Here is a 21,080-nt window from a genome sequence, read left to right on the forward strand (position 1 = left end):
CCTCAGCTCTTCTCGAAGCGGAAGCCGACTCCTCGTACCGTCGCGATGTAGCGGGGGTTCGCCGCGTCGTCGCCGAGCTTCTTGCGCAGCCAGGAGATGTGCATGTCGAGGGTCTTGGTGGACGACCACCAGGTGGTGTCCCAGACCTCGCGCATGAGCTGGTCGCGGGTGACCACGCGGCCGGCGTCACGCACCAGCACCCGCAGGAGGTCGAACTCCTTGGCCGTGAGCTGGAGTTCCTCGTCTCCCATCCAGGCGCGGTGCGACTCGACGTCGATGCGCACGCCGTGGGTGGCGGGCGGCTGCTGGGGCTCGGCCGAGCCGCGCCGGAGCAGGGCCCGTACCCGGGCGAGGAGTTCGGCGAGCCGGAACGGCTTGGTCACGTAGTCGTCGGCGCCCGCGTCTAGACCGACGACGGTGTCCACCTCGTCGGCGCGCGCGGTCAGGATGAGGATGGGCACGGTGTGCCCCTCGGCGCGGAGTCGGCGGGCGACCTCCAGGCCGTCCATGCCGGGCAGCCCGAGGTCCAGGACGACCAGGTCGACACCGCCCTGCATCCCGGCGTCGAGCGCGGTGGGTCCGTCCTCGCGCACTTCGACCTCGTAACCCTCCCGGCGCAGGGCACGGGCCAGCGGCTCCGAGATGGACGCGTCGTCCTCGGCGAGCAGTACACGGGTCATGGGGTGATGGTAGTCCGCCGCGCGCGGCGCCCGGGCAGTGATCGGCCTCCGTGATTCACACCCGCCATCCGAGTGTTTCTTACCTGTGGGTGTGGGATGCAATCATGCCGAGGACCTTCGAATGATCGCCTGCGGTTCCATGATCGCCTGTGATCCATCTCTCAAGTCCTTCCATATGCCGCATTGCCATGTCGTATGGTGACCGAACGCCTGTAGCACCACATGAGGACCTTTGGCGCTGGCTTGATGCTGAAGGTCTCTTTTGTGTGCGGGCTGGTATTCGCCAGCCTTGAAAGGAATGACCTGTGGCCGGGCCCGAGCGCACTGACGCGTGACGGGCGTGGATCCCGGTGGTCGCCGTCCACCGCTTCGTAATCCGGAGCGGACTCCCCGTGGGCGTGGGGACGGACGCCGAACCCCGCCGGTGCCGGCCGCCCCCCATGGGCGCGCGACTCCTCCAGGCTCTCGACTCCGGTCGAGCGGGAGGACCCCCACAGCGCGTCCCGACCAGCAAGGAACGACCATGGCGTCCAGCCTGACGAAGGACTCGGTGACTCCGGGCACCCCCGGTTCCGAGAAGACCTTCTTCGGCCACCCCCGCGGACTGGCCACTCTCTTCATGACCGAGATGTGGGAGCGTTTCTCCTACTACGGCATGAAGGCACTGCTCCCGCTGTACCTGGTGGCACCTGGCGGTCTGCACCTCAGCGCGGCCAGCGCGACCGCGATCTACTCGGTGTACCTGTCCCTGGTGTACCTGCTCGCCCTGCCGGGCGGCTGGTTCGCCGACCGCGTCCTCGGCCCCCGCAAGACGGTCGCCGTCGCAGGTCTGATCATCATGCTGGGCCACCTCACGCTGGCTCTGCCCTCCTCCGGCACGTTCTACGGCGGCCTCGGTCTCGTCGCCATAGGTTCGGGTCTGCTGAAGGCCAACATCTCCACGATGGTCGGCCACCTCTACGACGGCCCGGACGACCCGCGCCGCGACGGTGGCTTCACCCTCTTCTACATCGGCATCAACCTCGGTGCCTTCGCCGCTCCGCTGATCATCGGCACCGTCGGTGAGAACGTGAACTGGCACCTGGGCTTCGCCCTCGCCGCGCTCGGCATGGCGCTCGGTCTCGCCCAGTACCTGCTCGGCGGCCGTCACCTCAGCGCCCGCTCGCACGAGGTCCCCACGCCTCTGTCGGCCGAGGAGAAGGCCACGACGCTGCGCAAGTCCGCGCTGTGGGCCGCCGTCGCCGTCGTCTTCTACGCGATCGTCGGCTTCTCGGGCCACTACACGCTGAACTGGCTGCTGGTCCCGATCACGCTCGCCGGTCTGATCATCCCGGTCATGGTCATCGGGCGCATCAAGCGCGACAAGTCCCTGAACCGTGCCGACCAGTCGCGGATGTCCGCGTACGTCTGGTTCTTCGTCGCCGCGGCCGTGTTCTGGATGATCTACGACCAGGGCGGCTCGACGATGTCGATCTTCGCCGACTCCTCCGCCGAGAACACCATCTTCGGCTGGGAGTTCCCGGTCTCCTGGTACCAGTCCGTCAACCCGGTCATGATCATGGCGCTCGCCCCGGTCTTCGCCTGGGCGTGGCTGTGGCTGAACAAGCGTGGCAAGGAGCCGAGCACGGCCACGAAGTTCGCCTCGGGTCTGATCCTGGTCGGTGCGTCGTTCTTCCTCTTCCTGGCCCCGCTGACGATCGCCGAGGGCGGTCACAAGGCGGCCGCGATGTGGCTGGTGGCGATCTACTTCGTGCAGACCGTCGGTGAACTGATGCTCTCCCCGGTCGGCCTCTCCGTCACCACGAAGATGGCTCCGGCGAAGTACGCCTCCCAGATGATGGGTGTCTGGTTCCTGGCCGTCACCGCCGGTGACGCCACGACCGGTCTGCTCTCCATCGCCGAGGTCGACCTCAACAAGACGGGCATCGTCGCTCTGGAGGCCACGCTCGCCGTGATCGCCGGTGTCGCGGTGTGGATGTACCGCAAGAAGGTCAAGCAGCTCATGGGCGACGTCCACTGACGTCGGGCCGTACCCACGGCGAAGGGCCGCCGCACCGTCCGGTGCGGCGGCCCTTCGCCGTCTCGGCGGGCGGCCTGCCGGGGAGGGCCCGCGGGACCCGCCCGCCCGCGAAGGACGTGCCGGGCCGGGTTCTCACCCGTCAGCGCGTCCGCCGTCCCGGCATGAACGTGAACACCGCGCCGCCCAGCAGGATGACCGTGCCCGCCACCAGTCCGAGCGCCTTGAGCGCGCTGTGGCTGCCGGAGCCCGTCTCCGCGAGGCCGCCCGAGGTACCGGAGGAGCCGGAGCCGGACGAGGTGGACCCGCCGCCCGAAGCGCCGCTCGCCTGTTCCGAGGTGTCCAGGGTCAGGGAGACCTCGGACTTGGTCGGGGTGCAGGTCGTCGTCGTGCCCAGGGCCTTCACCGTCAGCACGCCCGGGGAGAGGGTCGACTCACCGGTCGCGCCCGGCTTGTAGGTGCCCGTCAGGTCCGGGACCTCGATCGGGTCGCCGGACTTGATCGCCGCGGAGTTGGTCGGGCCCTCGACATGCACGGTGCCCTTGTCGGCGCCTCCGAGGGCCACCTCCATCGACGGCTTGACCGAGTCGGCGGGGATGTCGGCCGGGCTGTCCATCACGGACTTCTTGAACTGCACGGTGAGGTCGTAACTCCCGCCGTTCTTCTTGGCGTTGATCTGCACGGGAGAGGTGGCGTTCTTGTCTCCGATGGGCGTCTTGCACGCGTAGGGGACGGAGACCTCCTTGCCCGTGAAGTCGGTCTGCCCGTCGGAGCCGCCGCTGTCACCGCCGCCGTCGGTCCCGCTGCCGCTCGGCGACGGGGTGGCCGAGCCGGTCGGGAGGGTCGGCAGACCGGTCGGCAGGGTCGGCAGGCCCGTCGGGAGGGTCGGCAGGCCCGTCGGGAGGGTCGGGGTCGGGGTGCCGCCCGTCCCGCCGCCCGTCACCTTGATGGTCGCGGAGGACTTCACCGTCTCCTTGGGCGTGCACTTGGTGTCGGTGGAGATCGGCTTGCTGACGTTGATGTTGTACGCGTCCGGGGTGAGCGTGACATCACCCGCCGCCGTCAGCTTCAGCTTGCCCGTCATGTCGGACAGCTTCATGTCGCTGTTCTTGGGGATCGCGGGGTTCTGGCGCGGCCCCTCCATCGCGATGTCCGCCGTCTGCGCGCCGCCCGCCTTGAGCGTGCCGGTGGGCTTGACGGTGTCCTTGTCGAGGTCGAGGACATCGGGGTTCTTCGAGGCGGCCTGGGTGAACTTCCAGGTGATGGTGACCTCGTCGCCCACCTTCGCCTCGGCGGGCGCGGTGATCTCCACCTTCGTGGTGCCCTGCACCGGGGGCAGCCCGGAGATCGAGGGCGGAACGCACTCCGTCTTGTACGACACCTCGGCGGCCTGGGCCGGGGCGGCGGCCACGCCCAGCAGGATGCCCGCACCGCCGAGCATCAGCGCGACCCCGGCCGCGCTCGCTCTGCGTCCGCCGGCCGGTACCACTCTCCGTTGCGTGCTCACGTGTGTCCCTTTCTCGTCTGCGTCGTCGGACCGTTCTCTTGCGGTGCGGAGAGCTGACCGTTCGTCGCGGTCCCCGGATCGTTGTCCGGGGTGAACCACGGCAGGGCCGGGACCGGAGAGGCCGAGGCGCTCTCCGGTGTCTGCGGGGTGGAGCCCGCCTTGGGCAGGCGCAGGGTGAGCTCGGCCAGCCGGAGACCCCGGTGCCGGCCGGCCCGGCCGGTCGACCTGTGCGGGCGCACCCGGTCCACCACGGCCATGCCGACCCGGAACACCGCGGCCGGGACGACCACGCAGAGCAGGATCCAGAAGAGGGTGACGCCCCAGGGGCGCCCCACGCCCCACGGCTGCTCGGCGAGCACCTTCCCGCCGTACTTCAGCGAGACCGTGTAGTCGCCGTGCGCCCCGGCCGCCAGCTCGACCGGGAGCTCGATCCGCGCCTTGCGGCCGGGCGCGATGGAGCCCCGCCACTCCTGCTCCTCCCACTGCGGGGCGAACACCCCGTGGGCGGTGCCGACCTGGAAGACGGGGTTCTTCACGGGGGCGGTACCGACGTTGCCGACGGTGAGGACGAGGGTGCGCGCGGGAGGTGAGCCGAACCAGGTCAGCAGACCGCTCGACCCGTCGAGCCGGGTGTCGGTCAGCACCGAGAGCCGGCCGCCGCTCTCCTCCTTCGGAAGCGGCTCGACCGAGTGCCCGGCCACCATGAAGAGGGCGTCCGCCTCGGCCTTCTCGCCCGTGACGGTGGCGACATGCACCACACACGGGCACGGCTTGGGCGGCTCGGCGACCGGCAGCTTCTTGCTGAAGCCGCCCTTGGCGTCGGTGGTGACGGCCCGGCCGTCGGCGTTGGCGCAGGAGTTGGTGCCGCCGATCACCCCGCGCGAGGGCACGGACTGCCCGCAGATCAGCATCATCAGCAGCGCCCCGGGCCGCCAGCCGCTGCCGGTCACGGTGATCGAACCACCGCTCCCGGCCTCGGACTTGGACAGCTTCACGCTAGGTCCCGCGGCGGCGGACGCCGGGAACACCGAGGCCGTCCCCGCCAACAGGACCAGGACGAGGGCCGGCACCGCCCCCAGCACCGCCATCCGCACCTTGCCGCCCAGGACGCTCACGACACCGCTCCCGTCAACTCGACTTCCGTGCGGGGCTGTTCCCTCGCCCCGTCGTCACCCGTCCGGCGCCCGCGACGCCACGGCCCCCACGCCCCGGTCCGCCTCCGACGCCGTACGGCGAAGAAGGCGCCCACCGCCGCCAGGGCGCCCCCGGCCCCGGCCACCGCGCCCCACGGCACGAACCGGACCGACGCGGTCGCCGTGGAGCGCACGCCGCCCGCCGCCGTCACCGTCAGCCGCACGTCGACCGCGTCGAGCGCCGGAGGGCCGGTCCACGGCTCGTGGAGCGTGACGCGGCGGCCCGGCAGGAGCTCGACGGGCAGGGCGCGCGGGGCACGGTCGAGCAGGGTGCCGAAGACACCGTCCGCGCGCACGGCGAGCCGCGGAGCGAGGACCGTGGTGCCGCGGTTCACCAGTTCGTAGGAGATCCGGCCGCCGCGCACCCTGACGTGTTCGACGGTCAGTGCCGACAACGCCGGTCCGGCCACCCGCAGTTGGACCCGGACCGCCGTGGTGCGGCCGCCGCCGCTCGCGACGATCGCGCCGGGATGGTCGCCGGGCGCCGCGCCGGCCGGGACGGCGACCGTGAACGGCACATCGGCGCGGGTGCGCGGCGGTACCCGTACGGACAGGTCCCGCACCGCGGTCCGGCGGCCGTCCGCGCGTCCGGCGAAGGCGATCCACGCGCCCGTGTCCGTCGGCCGTTCGCGGACGGTGAAGGCCCCGTCCGCGGTGTTGTCCGCGTCGGCGCCGCGCAGCCGGACGGTGAGGGGGCGCGTGCCCGGGTTGAGAACGGACACGGAGTCCTGGAGGACCGTGCCGGGCGCGCCCTCCGCGTAGACGGAGGGCCGCCCGTCGGCCGCCCCGCCCGCGGCCGGCACGACGGACCAGCCCTCGGCGGCCAGGGCCGTCGGTGCCGCGCCCAGCAGCACCAGGGTCAGGCCCAGCGCGCGGGCAGCGGGGAGTGCGTACGGCATGCGGCGGCTCCAGGTCGTGGTGCGGGAAGGTCAGCGGCGTACCGCCTGATGCCTGCGCGTCAGCCACAGCACGCCCGCCGCGCCCGCGAGCAGGACCGTGCCGCCGAGGGTGCCGAGGGCGATCGCGGAGTCCTCGGGGCCGGTCTGCGGAAGCTGACCGCCGGAGTCGGCGCCGCTCTGGGTCCCGCTGGAACCCGAACCGGACGAACCCGAACTCGACGAACCCGAACCGCCGGCGGCCGTGACGTCGAGGGTCAGCGAGGGCTTGGGGCTGTTGGAGGGCGTGCACGTCGTCGTGGTGCCGAGGGCCTTGATGGTGAGGACGCCCGCGGTGAACGTGACCTTGCCGGACTTCTTCGGCGTGTACGTGCCGCTCAAGTCATTGATCTTGATAGGGGTGTTGGCGGGGATCGCGGCCGCGTTGGCCGGTCCGCTGACCGCCACCGTCCCGCTGTCCGCGCCGCCCACCTTGATGACGGCGCTCGGCGTCATCGCGCCCTTGCCGAGCTCGACCGGGCTGGAGGAGACACCCTTCTGCCAGGACATGGTGAGCTTGTAGCCGCTGCCGCTCTTGACGCCCTTGATGTCGATGGGCGAGACGGCGCTCTTGTCCCCGATCGGCGTCTTGCACTGGTAGTTGACGTCCACCACGTCGGCCTGGGCTACGGGGGCGGCCATCAGCACCGCCGAGCCGGCCAGGGCCGCGGCGAACGCGAGCGCGGCGGTTCGTTTCTGGTACGTCCGGTACGACACGGGCCTGCCCCTCATTCCTGACGGCATCCTTGGCGATTTCCTGACGGAACATCAGATCGGCCGTCAAGGTACGCCCGGGGACTTGTGGAGGGAAGACAAAGTGCGCGCCGGATCCGTGGGGATCCGGCGCGCACCGGGTGACGTACGAAGAAGGGTTCGAACCGCGGGTAACCGAAGGAGGGCCCCCTAGGCGGGTGCGCCGAGCTCCGCCCACACGGTCTTGCCCGCGACACCGGGGGTCCGCACGACCCCCCAGTCCAGGCAGAGCCGCTGCACGATGAACATGCCGTGGCCGCCGGGGCGCCCGGCACGGTGCGGGGTCCGCGGGGCGGGCTGGCCCGCACCCCGGTCGGAGACCTCGACGCGCAGCACCTTGTTGTCGCAGGAGATCCGGAGTTCGTCCGGGCCCTCGGCGTGCAGGCAGGCGTTGGTGACCAGCTCGGAGACGACCAGCAGGACGTCCTCGGCCGCCGCCCGCCGGTCGGCGCTCGCGGCGGGCAGCCAGCCCCACGCGTTCAGCGCCTGGCGGGCGAAGTCGCGGGCGAGCGGTACGACGCCGCTCTCACCGTCGAAGTCCAGTCTCCGGGCCTGGCGGCCGGTGGGGGCGAGGGCCGCGCCGTCCGGGGAGGCGGCGTCGCCGGGCGCCCCGCCGTCCACGGGTGTCACGCCTGCCGCGGACACCCCGGAAGCGCCGCCGTCGCCCGACTCCGGGCCGCGGTCGCCCGGCGAGCAGGGCCGGGTGGTGCTCATCAGCGCTTCACCTCACCGATTCACCGGTTCACGATTCAAGACTCAGTACGCAGTACTCAGTACGGATGGATCAACGGCTTTCGCCGCTTGTGGATCAACGACTTGCGCCGCGCCGACTGCCGACACGTGCGCCGCCGACCCGTCCAGGATGTCTCCTGCCCGACGGAACCGTCCGAACACCCACTTTTTCGGCACGGAACCTGTGACGCGAGTAACGCGTCGATCACGCAGGGGCAACTGGGACATAACGGCTTCATGATCAAAGGCCCGCCGGATCAGTCGGCCAGGGCCGCCTGAAGCGTGTCGTGGACAGTGAAGACGGCCTCCGCCCCGGTGATCTCGAAGACCCGGGCCACCACGGGCTGCATCGCGGCCAGATGGACCCCGCCACCCGCGGCCTCGGCCTTCAGCCGGGCGCCGAGCAGCACATTGAGCCCGGTGGAGTCACAGAACTCCAGGCGCGAACAGTCGACGACGAGCCGCGCGTACCCCTTTTCGAGGCACCCTTCGAGTGGCTCACGCAACAAATCGGCCGTGTGGTGATCCAACTCACCCGCGGGGGTCACGACGGCACTTGTGCCCTCTTCCCGCACCTCGACAAGAAGCCGGCCAGACTGTGCGCTGCCGACCGTCCCGCGGTCCATGCCGTCTCTCTCCCGAGCGTCGCTACTACCGATGTACGCACTCGAACACTACGCCTTCTCTACGTCACCCGACACCCGAACAACCCCCCTGAAGTGGACATTTCGCCACAGAAGGCACTTGCGGCGAGTTCACGAAAGCGGGTAGGGCTAGTAGAGACACCTATCCGACACGGCCGGCTTTGGAGGCGCCGCACACCGCAGTGCACGTATTGGCATCGGCGGCCATATGCCGAGAACGATGGAGGACACCCATGTCACCCCGGCTCGACGCATCGCAGACCCAGACGGCGACGTCGACACCTTCTCTGGAACGCCCGGAGCACGTCGACGACGCCGGAACCGACGAAGTCGACGGACTCGCCGGACTGCCGGAGATCCCCCCGTACGACGAGGTGGGGCCGGTGGACGCACGCGCCCTGTCCAAGACACTCTTCGCGCGGCTCGAGTCCCTCGAAGAGGGCACGCACGACTACTCCTACGTCCGCAACACGCTCGTCGAACTCAACCTCGCGCTGGTGAAGTTCGCCGCCTCCCGCTTCCGCTCCCGCAGCGAGCCGATGGAGGACATCATCCAGGTCGGCACGATCGGCCTGATCAAGGCGATCGACCGGTTCGAGCTGAGCCGCGGCGTCGAGTTCCCCACCTTCGCGATGCCGACGATCATCGGCGAGATCAAGCGCTTCTTCCGCGACACCTCCTGGTCGGTTCGGGTACCCCGCAGGCTTCAGGAGCTCCGGCTCGACCTGGCCAAGGCAGGCGACGAGCTCGCCCAGAAGCTGGACCGCGCCCCCACCGTGGGTGAGCTGGCGGAACGCCTCGGCATCAGCAACGACGAGGTCGTCGAGGGCATGGCCGCGTCGAACGCCTACACGGCCAGTTCGCTGGACGCCCAGCCCGAGGAGGACGACTCCGAGGGCGCGCTCGCGGACCGCATCGGCTACGAGGACAACGGACTCGAGGGCATCGAGTTCGTGGAGTCCCTCAAGCCGCTGATCGCGGAACTCCCGCAGCGCGACCGGCAGATCCTCTCGCTGCGGTTCGTGGCGAACATGACCCAGTCCGAGATCGGCGACGAACTCGGCATCTCCCAGATGCATGTCTCCCGGCTGCTGTCGCGCACCCTCGTGCGACTCCGGAAAGGCCTGACCGTCGAGGAGTGACAGGGCTTCGCGGCCCGTGAGGCCGCGCATCGGAGCGGTCCGGCGCCGACGGCGCCGGACCGCTCCGTCTTCCGGCCACCCCGGTCTCCTTCCGGCCGCCCGCCCCGTCTCCGGAGAACTTCCGCGCCGCACAGGCGACTTCCGCGCCGCCGGGCGGCTTCCGCACCACGCGGGAAGGTTCGGTGCCGCCCAGGGAACGTCGGCGCCGGACAGAACAGTTCGGCGCCGGTCCGCGAAATTCCACTCTTCAACTCTTTCCCCGGAGGGCCATCCCCGCCACTATGGGCACCCCAAACTGGCTGGTACGTCAGGACGGGGCGAGTGGAGCACCACGTGCAAGGAGGCGGACGAACATGGCGCAGGGCGACCCGGCCGACAGAAACGACGCGGCCGAGGGCAACGGACTGCCCGCGGACGCGTCCGACACACGGCTGACCGAGCTGCTGCGCGGCGGCACCTCGACCGCTTACGCCGCCCTCCAGGAGCTCCGCGGACGCCACCGCGCCTCGGTCCTCGCCTACGCGCGGCTGTGCACCACCGGTGAGTCCGGAGCCGGACAGCTCGCGGCGCAGACCTTCACCCTCGCGGCCCGCGAGACGGCGCGCGGCATCGACCCGAACGTCCCCTGGCGGCACCAACTCCTGCTGCTGGCCGGGCGGGTGGCCGCCTCGTGGGCCCGGGACCAGCGGGCCGCGGGACTGGACCCCGGCCTCCTCCTCGTCCTCAGCACGGCGGGCCCCGACGGTCCCGTCCCTTCCCTGCTCCCCGCCTTCCAGTCCCTCCCGTCCCGGGCCCAGGGCCTCATCTGGTACGCGATCGTCGAGCGTGAGCCCGCGGAACGCACGGCGGTCCTGCTCGGCCTCGCCCCCGGCGACATCACCTACGGCACGGACCAGGCGCTCCAGTCGCTGGGCCAGGCCTGTCTGAAGTCCCGGCTGGCCGCCTCCGACGATCCGCGCTGCGGAGACTTCCGCCGGCTGATCGAGGAGTCGGTGCGGCCCGACAACCCCCGCTCCAGCAAGGACCTGCACGCCCACATGGCGCACTGCGGGCACTGCTCGACCGCGTACGGGGAACTGACCGCCCTGCGCGACCACCCCCGCTCCGCCCTGGCCGAGGGCCTGCTGCCCTGGGCCGGTACGGCGTATGCCGCGGACGACGTGTCCGGGACGCAGCCCGCCCCCTCCGCGCCCCCGACCGGACACAGGGCGCCGGCGCTGCCCTGGCCGCCGTCCCGCCGGTTCGTCCTGACCTCGGCCGCGGCGCTCGGCGTGGCCCTGGCGCCGGTCCTGTTCTTCCTGCTCTCCACGACCGGAACGCCCTCCACGGACACGGCGGGCTCCGTCTCCACACCGTCCGGCCGGCCCCCGGTGACGGTGACGGCGACGGTCCCGGTCACCCCGTCGGCCGCCGCGCCCTCACCCTCGGCGACCTCCGCGTCACCCTCCCCGGCCCACCGTTCGAAGTCGCCGAAGCCGCCGAAGCCGTCGAGCCCGAAGCCGACCCCGACCGTCACGTTCCGGCCTCCCGGCAGCGGCTACGCCCAGGTGGTGAACGTCGCCTCGGGCCTGTGCCTGGACATCCGGGACGGTGACCTCGAGAAGGGCACGGACGTCGTCACGGCGCCCTGCACCTCCTCCTCCACCCAGCGCTGGCGCGTCGACGCCGACCTCGGTGCGCTCCGGTCGGCCGCCGACGACGACTTCTGCCTGGACAGCCGCGGCTCCGTCGACAAGGGCGTGGGCATCTGGGCGTGCTCGTCGCTCGACGGCGACCACGGCGACAACCTGCGGTTCACCGTCGACGGCGACGGCGTCATCCGCCCGGCCGTGGCCATCGAGACAGCGGTCACGCCGGACGGCGACGGCGGGCTGTCGCTGGTGCCGCTGAACGGCGGCACCGGACAGCGATGGCGCGCGGGTGCCGCCTGACGGGCCCCCTCGCCCCTCCACCCCCGGACCGCGACGCCTCGGACCACGACGCCTCGGACCGAGACCCCTCAGACCTCCGGCGCCCGGTCTCCGGGCCCCCGGTCTCCGGGCGCCCGGTCTCCGGGCGCCCGGTCCCCGGCCTCTCGGCCCTCGGTCTCCGGGCCCCCGGCCCTCGGTCTTCCGACCCCGGGCTTCCGACGCCCGGACTTCCGGCGCCCGGGGCTTCGCCCCTCAGACCTCGCGGACGCCGCGCCGCCAGACGCCTGTGACCAGCGGGACGCCGGGACGGTAGGCGAGGTGGACATGGCTGGGGGCGTCCAGCAGCGCCAGGTCCGCGTACGCGCCCGGCGCCAGCCGGCCGACGTCGTCCCGGCGCAGCGCCTTCGCGCCGCCCGCCGTCGCCGACCACACGGCCTCGTCCGGGGTCATCCGCATGTCCCGTACGGCGAGCGCGACGCAGAAGGGCACGGACGAGGTGAAGGACGAGCCGGGGTTGCAGTCGGTGGACAACGCGACCGTGACGCCCGCGTCGATCAGCCTGCGGGCGTTCGGCCACTCGGCGCGGGTGGAGAACTCGGCACCGGGGAGCAGGGTCGCCACGGTGTCGCCGCTCGCGAGGGCGTCGACGTCCGCGTCCGTCAGGTGCGTGCAGTGGTCGGCGCTCGCCGCGTCCAGCTCGACGGCGAGCTGGACTCCGGGGCCGTAGGAGAGCTGGTTGGCGTGCACGCGCGGGTGCAGGCCCTTCGCCTTGCCCGCCGTGAGGATCGCCCGCGCCTGGTCTCCGTCGAAGGCGCCCTTCTCGCAGAAGACGTCCACCCAACGGGCGTACGGGGCACAGGCGTCGAGCATCTCGCCGGTCACCAGGGCGACATAGCCGGCCGGGTCGTCGGCGTAGTCCGGCGAGACGATGTGCGCGCCGAGGTAGGTCACCTCGTCGGTGTGCGACGCGGCGATGCGCAGCGCACGGGCCTCGTCCTCGACGGTCAGGCCGTAGCCCGACTTGGTCTCGAAGGTCGTGGTGCCCTGGCGGAGCGCCTCGCGCAGGTAGCGCGTGAGGTTGCGCTCCAGCTCCTCGTCGGAGGCGGCGCGGGTGGCGGCGACGGTGGTGCGGATACCGCCCGCGCTGTACGCCCGGCCCGACATCCGGGCGTTGAACTCCTGGGTGCGGTCACCGGCGAAGACCAGGTGCGAGTGGGAGTCGACGAAGCCCGGGATCACCGCGCGGCCACCGGCGTCGACCCGGTTGTCAGTGGCGGGTGCTTTGCTTGATTCACCGGTCCACGCGACGCGGTCGCCGTCGATGACGACGGCCGCGTCCTGGATCAGACCGAGGGGAGAGCCGTCGCCGAGGGAGGGATCGTTGGTGACCAGACTGGCGATGTTGGTGATGACGGTCGTGCTGCTCATGGCGTCCTCAGGGGTGGCGGGACTGCTGGTGGGGGGCGTCGGGCGCGCGGGGCTTCGCCCGTGTGCGGGGGTCAGGCGCGCAGTGCCTCGACGGCGTCCGCGAGAGCTGCCGGCACATCCGGTACGAGGGTGTGCGCGCCGTCGCGTACGACATGCCGGCCCGCCACGACCGTGTGCCGGACATCGGCGGCCGTGGCCGCGAATACGGCCGTCTCGGCGCCGAGGCGTGGCACCGGTCCCGCTGTTCTGACCGAGTCGAGGGCGATCGTCGTGAAGTCGGCGAGCGCGCCCGTCCCGATGGTGCCCGCGTCGTCCCAGCCGAGGGCCGCGTGGCCGTCGGCGGAGGCGGCGCGCAGCAGGGAGGCGGCCGTCCAGTGACCGCGGGTGCGGGTGCGCAGCCGCTCGTTCAGCTCCATCGCGCGGGCCTCTTCGAGCAGGTCGATGACGGCGTGGCTGTCGGAGCCGAGCGAGAGGGGTGAGCCCGCGCGCTGGAGGGCGACGGCGGGGCCGATGCCGTCGGCGAGGTCGCGTTCGGTCGTCGGGCACATGCAGGTGCCAGTGCCGGAGCCGCCGATCAGGGCGATGTCCTCGTCCGTGAGGTGCGTGTTGTGGACACCGGTGGTGCGCGGGCCGAGGACGCCGTGGTCGGCGAGCAGGCGGGTGGGCGTGCGGCCGTGGGTGGCCTGGCAGGCCTCGTTCTCCGCCGTCTGCTCGGACAGGTGCACATGGAGCGGGGCGCGCCGCTCCTCGGCCCAGCGTGCCACGGTGGCGAGCTGTCCGGCGGGCACGGCCCGTACGGAGTGGATCGCCGCGCCGATCCGTGCGTGATCCCGGTCCTTGAGAAGTGAAGAGCGTTCCGCCCAGGCCTCGGCGGTGCCGTCGGAGAAGCGCCGCTGGTGCGGGTTGGGCGGCTGCCCGAAGCCGGAGGAGAGGTAGGCCGTGTCGAGCAGGGTGATGCGGATCCCGGCCTCGGCGGCGGCGGCGATGAGCGCCTCGCCCATGGCGTTGGGGTCGGCGTACGGGGTGCCGTCGTGCGAGTGGTGCACGTAGTGGAACTCGCCGACGGCGGTGACTCCGGCGAGCGCCATCTCCGCGTACACCGCGCGGGCGAGCGCGTGGTAGGTCTCCGGGGTCAGCCGGTCGGCGAAGGAGTACATGATCTCGCGCCAGGTCCAGAAGGTGCCGGAGCCGACCTGGACGGTGCCGCGCAGGGCGCGGTGGAAGGCGTGCGAGTGGGCGTTGGCGAGGCCGGGGAGGGTGAGTCCGCGGAGGATCTCGGCGCCCGGCGGCGGGGTGTCGACGCCCCTACGGACATCGGTGACGCGGCCGTCCGTCCCGGCCCCGGAGCCGCCGGTCGACACGGTCACGGCGACGCCCGGCTCGACGTTCGTGTCGAGCCAGGCGTGTTCCAGCCAGTACGTCTGCGTCACCTGCAGGCCAGCCCTTCGAGTACGTCGGCGAGTGCGGTCACCCCGGCCACGCAGTCGTCCTCGGCGGCGAACTCGGCCGGGGAGTGCGAGACACCCGTGGGGTTGCGTACGAACAGCATGGCGGTCGGGACGGTGCCGGAGAGGATTCCGGCGTCGTGTCCGGCGCCCGTCCCGAGAACGGGGACGCTCAGCACGGCGTCCCGTTCCTTGCCCAGGATGCGGGCGAGTTCGTCGCGCAGGGCGTGCTCGAACTCGACGACGGGGGTGAACGACTCGCGGATCACGTCGAGTTCGACGCCCTGGGCGTCCGCGTACTCGCGGGCCGCCTTCTCGACGCCGGTGACGACCGTGTCGAGGGTCGCCTGGTCGGCGGCGCGGGAGTCGAGCCAGCCGCGGACGAGGGAGGGGATGGCGTTCACGCCGTTCGGCTCGACCGCGATCTTGCCGAAGGTGGCGACGGCGCCCGCGAGCCGGGCCTCGCGGCGGGCGGCGAGGACGGTCTCGGCGTACGGCAGCATCGGGTCGTGGCGGTCCACGAGCCGGGTCGTGCCCGCGTGGTTGGCCTCGCCCCGGAAGTCGAAGCGCCAGCGGCCGTGCGGCCAGATGGCGCTGGCGATGCCGACCTGGTCGCCGCCGATGTCGAGGGCGCGGCCCTGCTCGACGTGCAGCTCGACGAAGGCGCCGATCCGGCCCAGCCGCTCGGGGTCGGGGCCGAGGGTGCCGGGGTCGTACCCGGCGCGCTCCATGGCCTGCGGCAGGGTGACGCCGTCGGCGTCGGTGAGCCGGTGCGCCTGCTCGACCGTGAGCTGCCCGGCGGCCAGCCGGGAGCCGACGCAGGCGAGCCCGAACCGGGCGCCCTCCTCGTCGCCGAAGTTGACGATGGCGAGGGGCTTGGTGAACTGCGCTCCACGGGCGCGGAGTTCGTCGAGGGCGGCGAAGGAGGAGACGACGCCGAGGGGGCCGTCGAAGGCGCCGCCGTCGGGCACGGAGTCCAGGTGCGACCCGGTGACCACGGCGTCCCTGGCGGCGGGGTCGCCGAGCCAGGCCCACTGGTTGCCGTTGCGGTCGAGCTCGTAGGTGAGCCCGCGGGACTCGGCCTGCTGCCGGAACCAGGCACGGCACTCGGTGTCGGCGCCGCTCCAGGCGAACCGGCGGTAGCCGCCGGAGGCGGAGCTGCGGCCGATCGGCAGCAGCTCCGCCCACATGCTGTGGAAGGTCACGCGTCGTCACCTTCGCGCATCGGGATGCGCACACCGCGCTCGTCCGCGACGGACTCGGCGATGTCGTAGCCGGCGTCGACGTGACGGATGACGCCCATGCCGGGGTCGTTCGTCAGGACGCGGCGGATCTTCTCGCCGGCGAGCTTGGTGCCGTCGGCGACAGAGACCTGGCCCGCGTGGATGGAGCGGCCCATGCCGACGCCGCCGCCGTGGTGGATGGAGACCCAGGAGGCACCGGAGGCGACGTTCACCATGGCGTTCAGCAGCGGCCAGTCGGCGATCGCGTCGGAGCCGTCGAGCATGGCCTCGGTCTCGCGGTACGGGGAGGCGACGGAGCCGCAGTCGAGGTGGTCGCGGCCGATGGCGAGGGGGGCGGCGAGTTCACCGGAGGCCACCATGTCGTTGAAGCGCTCGCCGGCCTTGTCGCGCTCGCCGTAGCCGAGCCAGCAGATACGGGCGGGCAGGCCCTGGAAGTGGACGCGCTCGCCGGCCAGCTTGATCCAGCGGTGCAGCGACTCGTTCTCCGGGAAGAGGTCGAGGATCGCCTTGTCCGTCTTGTGGATGTCGGAGGCCTCGCCGGACAGGGCCGCCCAGCGGAAGGGGCCCTTGCCCTCGGAGAAGAGCGGGCGGATGTAGGCGGGGACGAAGCCGGGGAAGGCGAAGGCGCGGTCGTACCCGGCGAGCTGGGCCTCGCCGCGGATGGAGTTGCCGTAGTCGAAGACCTCGGCGCCCGCGTCCATGAAGCCGACCATGGCCTCGACGTGCTTCGCCATGGACTCGCGGGCGCGGGTGGTGAAGCCCGCCGGGTCCTTGGCGGCCGCGTCGGCCATGTCGTCGAAGTCGATGCCGACGGGGAGGTAGGCGAGCGGGTCGTGGGCCGAGGTCTGGTCGGTCACGATGTCGATGGGCGCGCCCTCGGCGAGCATGCGGGGCAACAGCTCCGCCGCGTTGCCGAGCAGGCCGATGGAGAGCGGCTTGCGCTGGTCACGGGCCTCGACGGCGAGCTGGAGGGCGTGCTCCAGGGAGTCGGCCTTCACGTCCAGGTAGCGGTGCTCGATACGGCGCTCGATGGCGCGCGGGTCGACGTCGATGCAGATGGCGACGCCGTCGTTCATCGTCACGGCGAGCGGCTGGGCGCCGCCCATGCCGCCGAGGCCGGCGGTCAGCGTGATCGTCCCGGCGAGGGTGCCGCCGAACTTCTTCGCGGCGACGGCGGAGAACGTCTCGTAGGTGCCCTGGAGGATGCCCTGGGTGCCGATGTAGATCCAGGAACCGGCGGTCATCTGGCCGTACATGGTGAGGCCGAGGGCCTCGAGGCGCCGGAACTCCTCCCAGTTCGCCCAGTCGCCGACCAGGTTGGAGTTGGCGATGAGGACGCGCGGGGCCCACTCGTGGGTCTGCATGACGCCGACGGGGCGGCCGGACTGGACGAGCATCGTCTCGTCCTGCTTCAGCGTCCGGAGCGTGCGCACCATGGCGTCGAAGGAGCGCCAGTCACGGGCGGCCTTGCCGGTGCCGCCGTAGACGACGAGCTTGTCGGGGTGCTCGGCGACCTCGGGGTCGAGGTTGTTCTGCAGCATCCGGAGGGCGGCTTCCTGCTGCCATCCCAGGGCGCTCAGTTCCGTACCGCGCGGCGCTCGGACGGGGCGGGGTCCTGACATGGTCTGCCTCCTAGCGGACTGTTGCTGTAGATATTCACATCCTGGCTCTTTGAATAGAGCTAGTCAATAGCGGGACGGGCCCGCACGCGCTCCTCAGCGATGTTTGGCTGGGATGTATGGGCGCAGACATGGACAGGGCAGGAGATCCGGCGGGCGACGGGGCGAGTGGGGCTGCGATGTCTTCGGCAGGGGCTTCGGGTGCGCCTCCGGGCGGCTCGACGGCACAGGGGGACGGGACGACGGCGACCGGCGGCGGGACGACGGACGGGGGCAGGACCACGGCAAGCGAGGGCGGGACGACGGACGGGGCCGGGGCGACGGCGAGCGGCGGCGGGACAGCGGGCAGGGGCCGGGCGGCAGGCAGGGGCCGGGCGGCGAACGCGGGCGGGGGCGAGCCGGACTCCGAGCGGGTCTCCCGGCGGGACGACGCCGTGCGTGCCGCCGTGGAACAGGGCCTCCTCACCCCGGGTCACCCCATCGTCGCGCTCCTCGACGTCCCCGGCATCCGGGCCTCGGCCGCCGCGCTGCGCGGAGCCTTCGAGGCGGTGACCGCTCCCGGCACTCCCGTGCTGCACGCCTTCGCGGTGAAGGCGACACCCCTGGTGCCCGTACTGCGGCTGCTGCGCGAGCAGGGCGTCGGCGCGGAGGTGGCGAGCCCCGGAGAGCTCGCGCTCGCCCGGGCGGCCGGGATACCGCCCGCCCTGACCGTGCTCGACTCGCCCGCCAAGACGCCCGGCGAACTGCGCGAGGCGCTGGCGCTGGGCATCGCGGTCAACGCGGACAATCCGCAGGAGCTGGACCGCATCGACGCCATGGTGCGCTCGACGGCCACCGAGTCCCCCATCGGGCTCCGGGTGAACCCGCAGGTCGGCGGGGGTTCGATCGAGGCGCTGTCGACGGCCACCGCGACCTCCAAGTTCGGGGTCGCGCTCCGGGACGAGGGGGCCCGCGCGTGGATCGTGCGGGCGTACGCCGACCGCCCCTGGCTGACCCGGCTGCACGCGCACTCGGGCTCGCAGGGCATGCCGCTCTCGCTGATGGCACAGGGCGTGGCGGAGACGTACGCGCTGGCGGAGGAGATCAACCGGCGGATCGGTCGGCGGCAGATCGACACGATCGACATCGGCGGCGGGCTGCCGGTCGACTTCGCCTCCGACGCGACGGCCCCGACGTACGCGCAGTACGCGCGGCTGCTCTCGGAAGTGGTGCCGGGACTGTTCGACGGGCGGTACGGGCTGGTCACCGAGTTCGGGCGGTCACTGCTCGCCAAGCACGGGACGGTACTGGCGCGGGTCGAGTACGCGAAGTCCGCCGGGGGCCGGCCGGTCGCGGTCACCCACGCGGGGGTGCAGGTGGCGGCCCGCACGGTGTACGCGCCGGAGGCCTGGCCGCTACGGATCGCCGCGTACGACGCGAAGGGCCGCCCCAGGACCGGGCCGGACGTCGTCCAGGACGTCGCGGGCCCCGCCTGCTTCGCGGGCGACCTGCTCGCGAAGGGCCGCGCGCTGCCGCTGCTCGAACAGGGCGACCACGTGGCCGCGCTGGACACCGGCGCGTACTACTTCGCCCACCACTACGCGTACAACTCCCTTGCCCGGCCCGGCATCTACGGCTTCGCGCCGGCCGGCGACGGCGCGGACGGCGTGCGCTTCGCGGTCGTACGGGAGCCGCAGACGCTCGACGAGATCGTCGCGGAGTCGGGCGGCGCACACGGGCCGTCGCTCACCGCGCTGTAGCCACCGCCGGCGCCGCGGGGGCGGGCAGGCGCTCGCCAGGGGCCAGGGGCGCATCCGCATGCCGCGTGCGCCTCAGCGCACTCATGGGCGCCCCTGTCACGCACACCGGGGCAGCACAAATCGGCCACCGGCGCTTTCCGCACGCCGGAAAATGTGGTCAGTTGACCCACCTTAGCCATCAGGGGCATGTTCCACAGGAAAATGCCCGATCACTCCCCACCCGTGCGCACAGTGCGTAACTTCGGCGTCACTCGGCCGAACCCTTGGCGGGAGGGGAGACACGGTGCCCGGAATCGACGAGTGCCTACTGGAAGCCATGACACTGCCCGGTGCGCGGGGTGCCTCGGTGGTCGACTGGACCAGCGGCCTGGCCCTGGGCACGGTCGGCGACGCACCGGGCGGCGACCACGAGACGACCGCGGCGGAGGCCGCCGAGCTGGCCCGGCTCGCCGCGGAGAACCGCTCGTTCGCCCCGAAGGACGGCTCCGACTGGTCCGAGTGGTCCGACCAGGAGACCCCCATCGAGGACTTGATCATCAGCAACCGCGACAGCTATCACGTCCTGCGGTTCGTCCGGACCACCTTCGACAGCAGCGTGTTCCTGCACCTGTGGCTGGGCCGCTCGGACGGCAATCTCGCCCTGGCACGCATCCGGCTCGGCGAGATGGCCGGACGGCTGGTGCTCGTATGACGACGGTCAGGACACCTCCCCCGCCCCGGCTCCCGGTCCGGGACAGGGCACCGAGCGCCGCCGCCGGCGTCTCGCCGATGCTCAGCCGGCTCGCCGACGAGCGGGCCACCGGCGTCCTCATCCGGGAGCGCGGCACCCTCTACCTCGCCGACGGCGAGGTGGTGCACGCCGAGAGCCCGGCCACGCCCGGACTCGACGTGCTGTTCTCCGTCCGCGGGGTGCTGGACGCCGAGGTGTGGCGGGAGGCGGTCGCCGCGGCCGGAGCGCGCCGCCGGGTCGGCCGGTTCCTGATCGACAGCGGGCGGATAGCGGAGGGCGCGCTGGAGCTGTGCCACCTCGGCTCGCTGTACGACGCCGCCTACTTCGTCCTCGGACCGAGCAGCACCCCGACCCGCTTCCGGTACGGCGCCGCGCACTGGTTCGGCCCGCTTCGCCCCGTCCCCGTGGCCGCGCTGGAGCGCGAGACGGTGCGCCGGCGCGAACTGCTGCATCGCATATGGCCCGACCCCGCGACCGACACCGCACCGCTTCGGCGTGCCGCGCTCGCCGCGGGGCCGAAGGTGCCGCAGCGCCAGGAGGCCGTCCTCGGCCGGGTGGACGGCGTCCGCACGGCGGCGGACGTCTCCCTCGCGCTGGGGCGGCCCGCCTTCCACACGCTCGTCGACCTGCGCCGACTCGCCGCCGCCGGGCTCGTGACGGCCGCGCCCGCGCCGCAGCCGCTTCCCCCTCCCAGCGTGCTCACCCAGACCTCCGCCGATCCCGACGTCGCGTTGCTGCGACGACTCAGAGACGCGCTGGAGGCCTTGTGAGTCCCAACCCGCGGGAGGCCTTGTGATCCGCGCGCTACGACAGCGTGCCGAGAGGAGACTGCTGATGGCGGCGGAGCCCGAAGTCCTCGACGAACTCCATCGGTTGAGGGCCCGTGTGCCCCAGCTGACCGGAGCGCTCGCGGCCAGCGCCGACGGTCTCGTCCTCGCCCACGACACGCCCGGTGTGGAGCCGGACGGCCTGGCCGCGCTCACCGCGGCCGCCCTGGGGGTCGCCATCCGCATGGCCGAGTCCACCGGGCACGGCGACCTGCGTGAGCTGCTGGTACGCGGCGTGCACGGCTACGTGGCGACCTACGCGGCAGGCGGCTCCGCCGTCCTGACGCTGCTGGCCCAGGACCGTGTCAACGTCGGCCGGCTGCACCTGGAGGGGCGGCGTTCCAGCACCCGGATCGGCGAGCTCGTCGACGCCGCCACGGCGCGCGGCGAGCCGGTCGCCGAACCGCCCAAGGCGCCCGCGAAGACCTCGCCGGGCACTTCGCGCACGCGCACCGCGCGCGGCACCGCCGCCGCGCGCACCACATCCACTCCTGCCACCAACCACCCGAGAACATCAGAGAGTTGAAGGAGCACC

General features: G+C 72.3%; 18 protein-coding genes. 7 read left to right on the top strand and 11 right to left on the bottom strand.

The genetic code is table 11. The features are described 5' to 3' along the window. Nucleotides 1-2: 2 nt before the first annotated feature. Nucleotides 3-680, bottom strand: coding sequence for a response regulator transcription factor (locus tag OG788_RS19675; RefSeq protein ID WP_037628240.1), 678 nt, complete (start codon nucleotides 678-680; stop codon nucleotides 3-5). Between the two features lie 523 nt (nucleotides 681-1,203). Between OG788_RS19675 and OG788_RS19680 the strand changes: the two genes are divergently transcribed. Beyond that, complete coding sequence (locus tag OG788_RS19680; RefSeq protein ID WP_406372406.1) at nucleotides 1,204-2,700, top strand: oligopeptide:H+ symporter; 1,497 nt, start codon at nucleotides 1,204-1,206, stop codon at nucleotides 2,698-2,700. Nucleotides 2,701-2,839: 139 nt separating this feature from the next. Here OG788_RS19680 and OG788_RS19685 read toward each other — a convergent pair whose 3' ends face one another. From OG788_RS19685 to OG788_RS19710, 6 genes are all read right to left on the bottom strand, one after another. Then, nucleotides 2,840-4,138, bottom strand: coding sequence for a hypothetical protein (locus tag OG788_RS19685; RefSeq protein WP_406376789.1), 1,299 nt, complete (start codon nucleotides 4,136-4,138; stop codon nucleotides 2,840-2,842). Between the two features lie 62 nt (nucleotides 4,139-4,200). After that, nucleotides 4,201-5,292 (bottom strand): neocarzinostatin apoprotein domain-containing protein, encoded by a 1,092-nt coding sequence (locus OG788_RS19690; protein ID WP_406376790.1) that lies wholly within the window; start codon nucleotides 5,290-5,292, stop codon nucleotides 4,201-4,203. 23 nt (nucleotides 5,293-5,315) lie between these two features. Further along, the gene (locus OG788_RS19695) at nucleotides 5,316-6,296 is read right to left on the bottom strand and encodes a hypothetical protein (RefSeq protein ID WP_406372408.1); all 981 of its coding nucleotides are present in this window, start codon (nucleotides 6,294-6,296) and stop codon (nucleotides 5,316-5,318) included. Between the two features lie 30 nt (nucleotides 6,297-6,326). Next, nucleotides 6,327-7,064 carry an LPXTG cell wall anchor domain-containing protein gene (locus OG788_RS19700; RefSeq protein ID WP_351556000.1) on the bottom strand — a complete coding sequence of 246 codons (738 nt, stop codon included), beginning with the start codon at nucleotides 7,062-7,064 and terminating at the stop codon, nucleotides 6,327-6,329. A 171-nt stretch (nucleotides 7,065-7,235) separates the two neighbouring features. Further along, nucleotides 7,236-7,799 carry an ATP-binding protein gene (locus OG788_RS19705; RefSeq protein WP_406372410.1) on the bottom strand — a complete coding sequence of 188 codons (564 nt, stop codon included), beginning with the start codon at nucleotides 7,797-7,799 and terminating at the stop codon, nucleotides 7,236-7,238. Between the two features lie 275 nt (nucleotides 7,800-8,074). Next, nucleotides 8,075-8,443, bottom strand: a complete 369-nt coding sequence (locus OG788_RS19710; protein WP_406372412.1) for an STAS domain-containing protein — start codon at nucleotides 8,441-8,443, stop codon at nucleotides 8,075-8,077. A gap of 251 nt (nucleotides 8,444-8,694) precedes the next feature. On the opposite strand from OG788_RS19710, the gene OG788_RS19715 reads away from it, so the two are divergent. Next, complete coding sequence (locus OG788_RS19715) at nucleotides 8,695-9,603, top strand: RNA polymerase sigma factor SigF (protein WP_351555988.1); 909 nt, start codon at nucleotides 8,695-8,697, stop codon at nucleotides 9,601-9,603. A 353-nt stretch (nucleotides 9,604-9,956) separates the two neighbouring features. Further along, nucleotides 9,957-11,534 (top strand): ricin-type beta-trefoil lectin domain protein, encoded by a 1,578-nt coding sequence (locus OG788_RS19720; protein WP_406372414.1) that lies wholly within the window; start codon nucleotides 9,957-9,959, stop codon nucleotides 11,532-11,534. A 231-nt stretch (nucleotides 11,535-11,765) separates the two neighbouring features. Here OG788_RS19720 and hutI read toward each other — a convergent pair whose 3' ends face one another. The 4 genes from hutI to hutU form a co-directional block, all read right to left on the bottom strand. Then, nucleotides 11,766-12,941, bottom strand: a complete 1,176-nt coding sequence (gene hutI, locus OG788_RS19725) for an imidazolonepropionase (protein ID WP_406372416.1) — start codon at nucleotides 12,939-12,941, stop codon at nucleotides 11,766-11,768. 71 nt (nucleotides 12,942-13,012) lie between these two features. Next, nucleotides 13,013-14,371, bottom strand: a complete 1,359-nt coding sequence (locus OG788_RS19730; protein WP_406372418.1) for a formimidoylglutamate deiminase — start codon at nucleotides 14,369-14,371, stop codon at nucleotides 13,013-13,015. Next, entirely contained in the window at nucleotides 14,368-15,591 is a 1,224-nt protein-coding gene (locus OG788_RS19735; RefSeq protein ID WP_406372420.1) for an allantoate amidohydrolase, read from the bottom strand. The genes OG788_RS19730 and OG788_RS19735 overlap by 4 nt, the downstream gene beginning before the upstream one ends. After that, on the bottom strand, nucleotides 15,588-17,252 hold the full coding sequence (hutU, locus tag OG788_RS19740; protein ID WP_351555970.1) for a urocanate hydratase: 1,665 nt from the start codon (nucleotides 17,250-17,252) through the stop codon (nucleotides 15,588-15,590). Before hutU ends, OG788_RS19735 begins: the two co-directional genes overlap by 4 nt. 176 nt (nucleotides 17,253-17,428) lie before the next feature. On the opposite strand from hutU, the gene OG788_RS19745 reads away from it, so the two are divergent. The 4 genes from OG788_RS19745 to OG788_RS19760 all read left to right on the top strand — a co-directional run bounded on the left by OG788_RS19745 (nucleotide 17,429) and on the right by OG788_RS19760 (nucleotide 21,071). Then, nucleotides 17,429-18,988 (top strand): diaminopimelate decarboxylase, encoded by a 1,560-nt coding sequence (locus tag OG788_RS19745; protein WP_406372422.1) that lies wholly within the window; start codon nucleotides 17,429-17,431, stop codon nucleotides 18,986-18,988. Nucleotides 18,989-19,271: 283 nt separating this feature from the next. Beyond that, nucleotides 19,272-19,679, top strand: coding sequence for a hypothetical protein (locus OG788_RS19750; RefSeq protein WP_351555964.1), 408 nt, complete (start codon nucleotides 19,272-19,274; stop codon nucleotides 19,677-19,679). Beyond that, on the top strand, nucleotides 19,676-20,488 hold the full coding sequence (locus OG788_RS19755; protein WP_406372424.1) for a transcriptional regulator: 813 nt from the start codon (nucleotides 19,676-19,678) through the stop codon (nucleotides 20,486-20,488). The genes OG788_RS19750 and OG788_RS19755 overlap by 4 nt, the downstream gene beginning before the upstream one ends. A gap of 64 nt (nucleotides 20,489-20,552) precedes the next feature. Next, complete coding sequence (locus tag OG788_RS19760; RefSeq protein WP_406372426.1) at nucleotides 20,553-21,071, top strand: roadblock/LC7 domain-containing protein; 519 nt, start codon at nucleotides 20,553-20,555, stop codon at nucleotides 21,069-21,071. Nucleotides 21,072-21,080 lie beyond the last annotated feature (9 nt).

Source organism: Streptomyces sp. NBC_00647 (assembly GCF_045207245.1).
GTDB lineage: Bacteria > Actinomycetota > Actinomycetes > Streptomycetales > Streptomycetaceae > Streptomyces.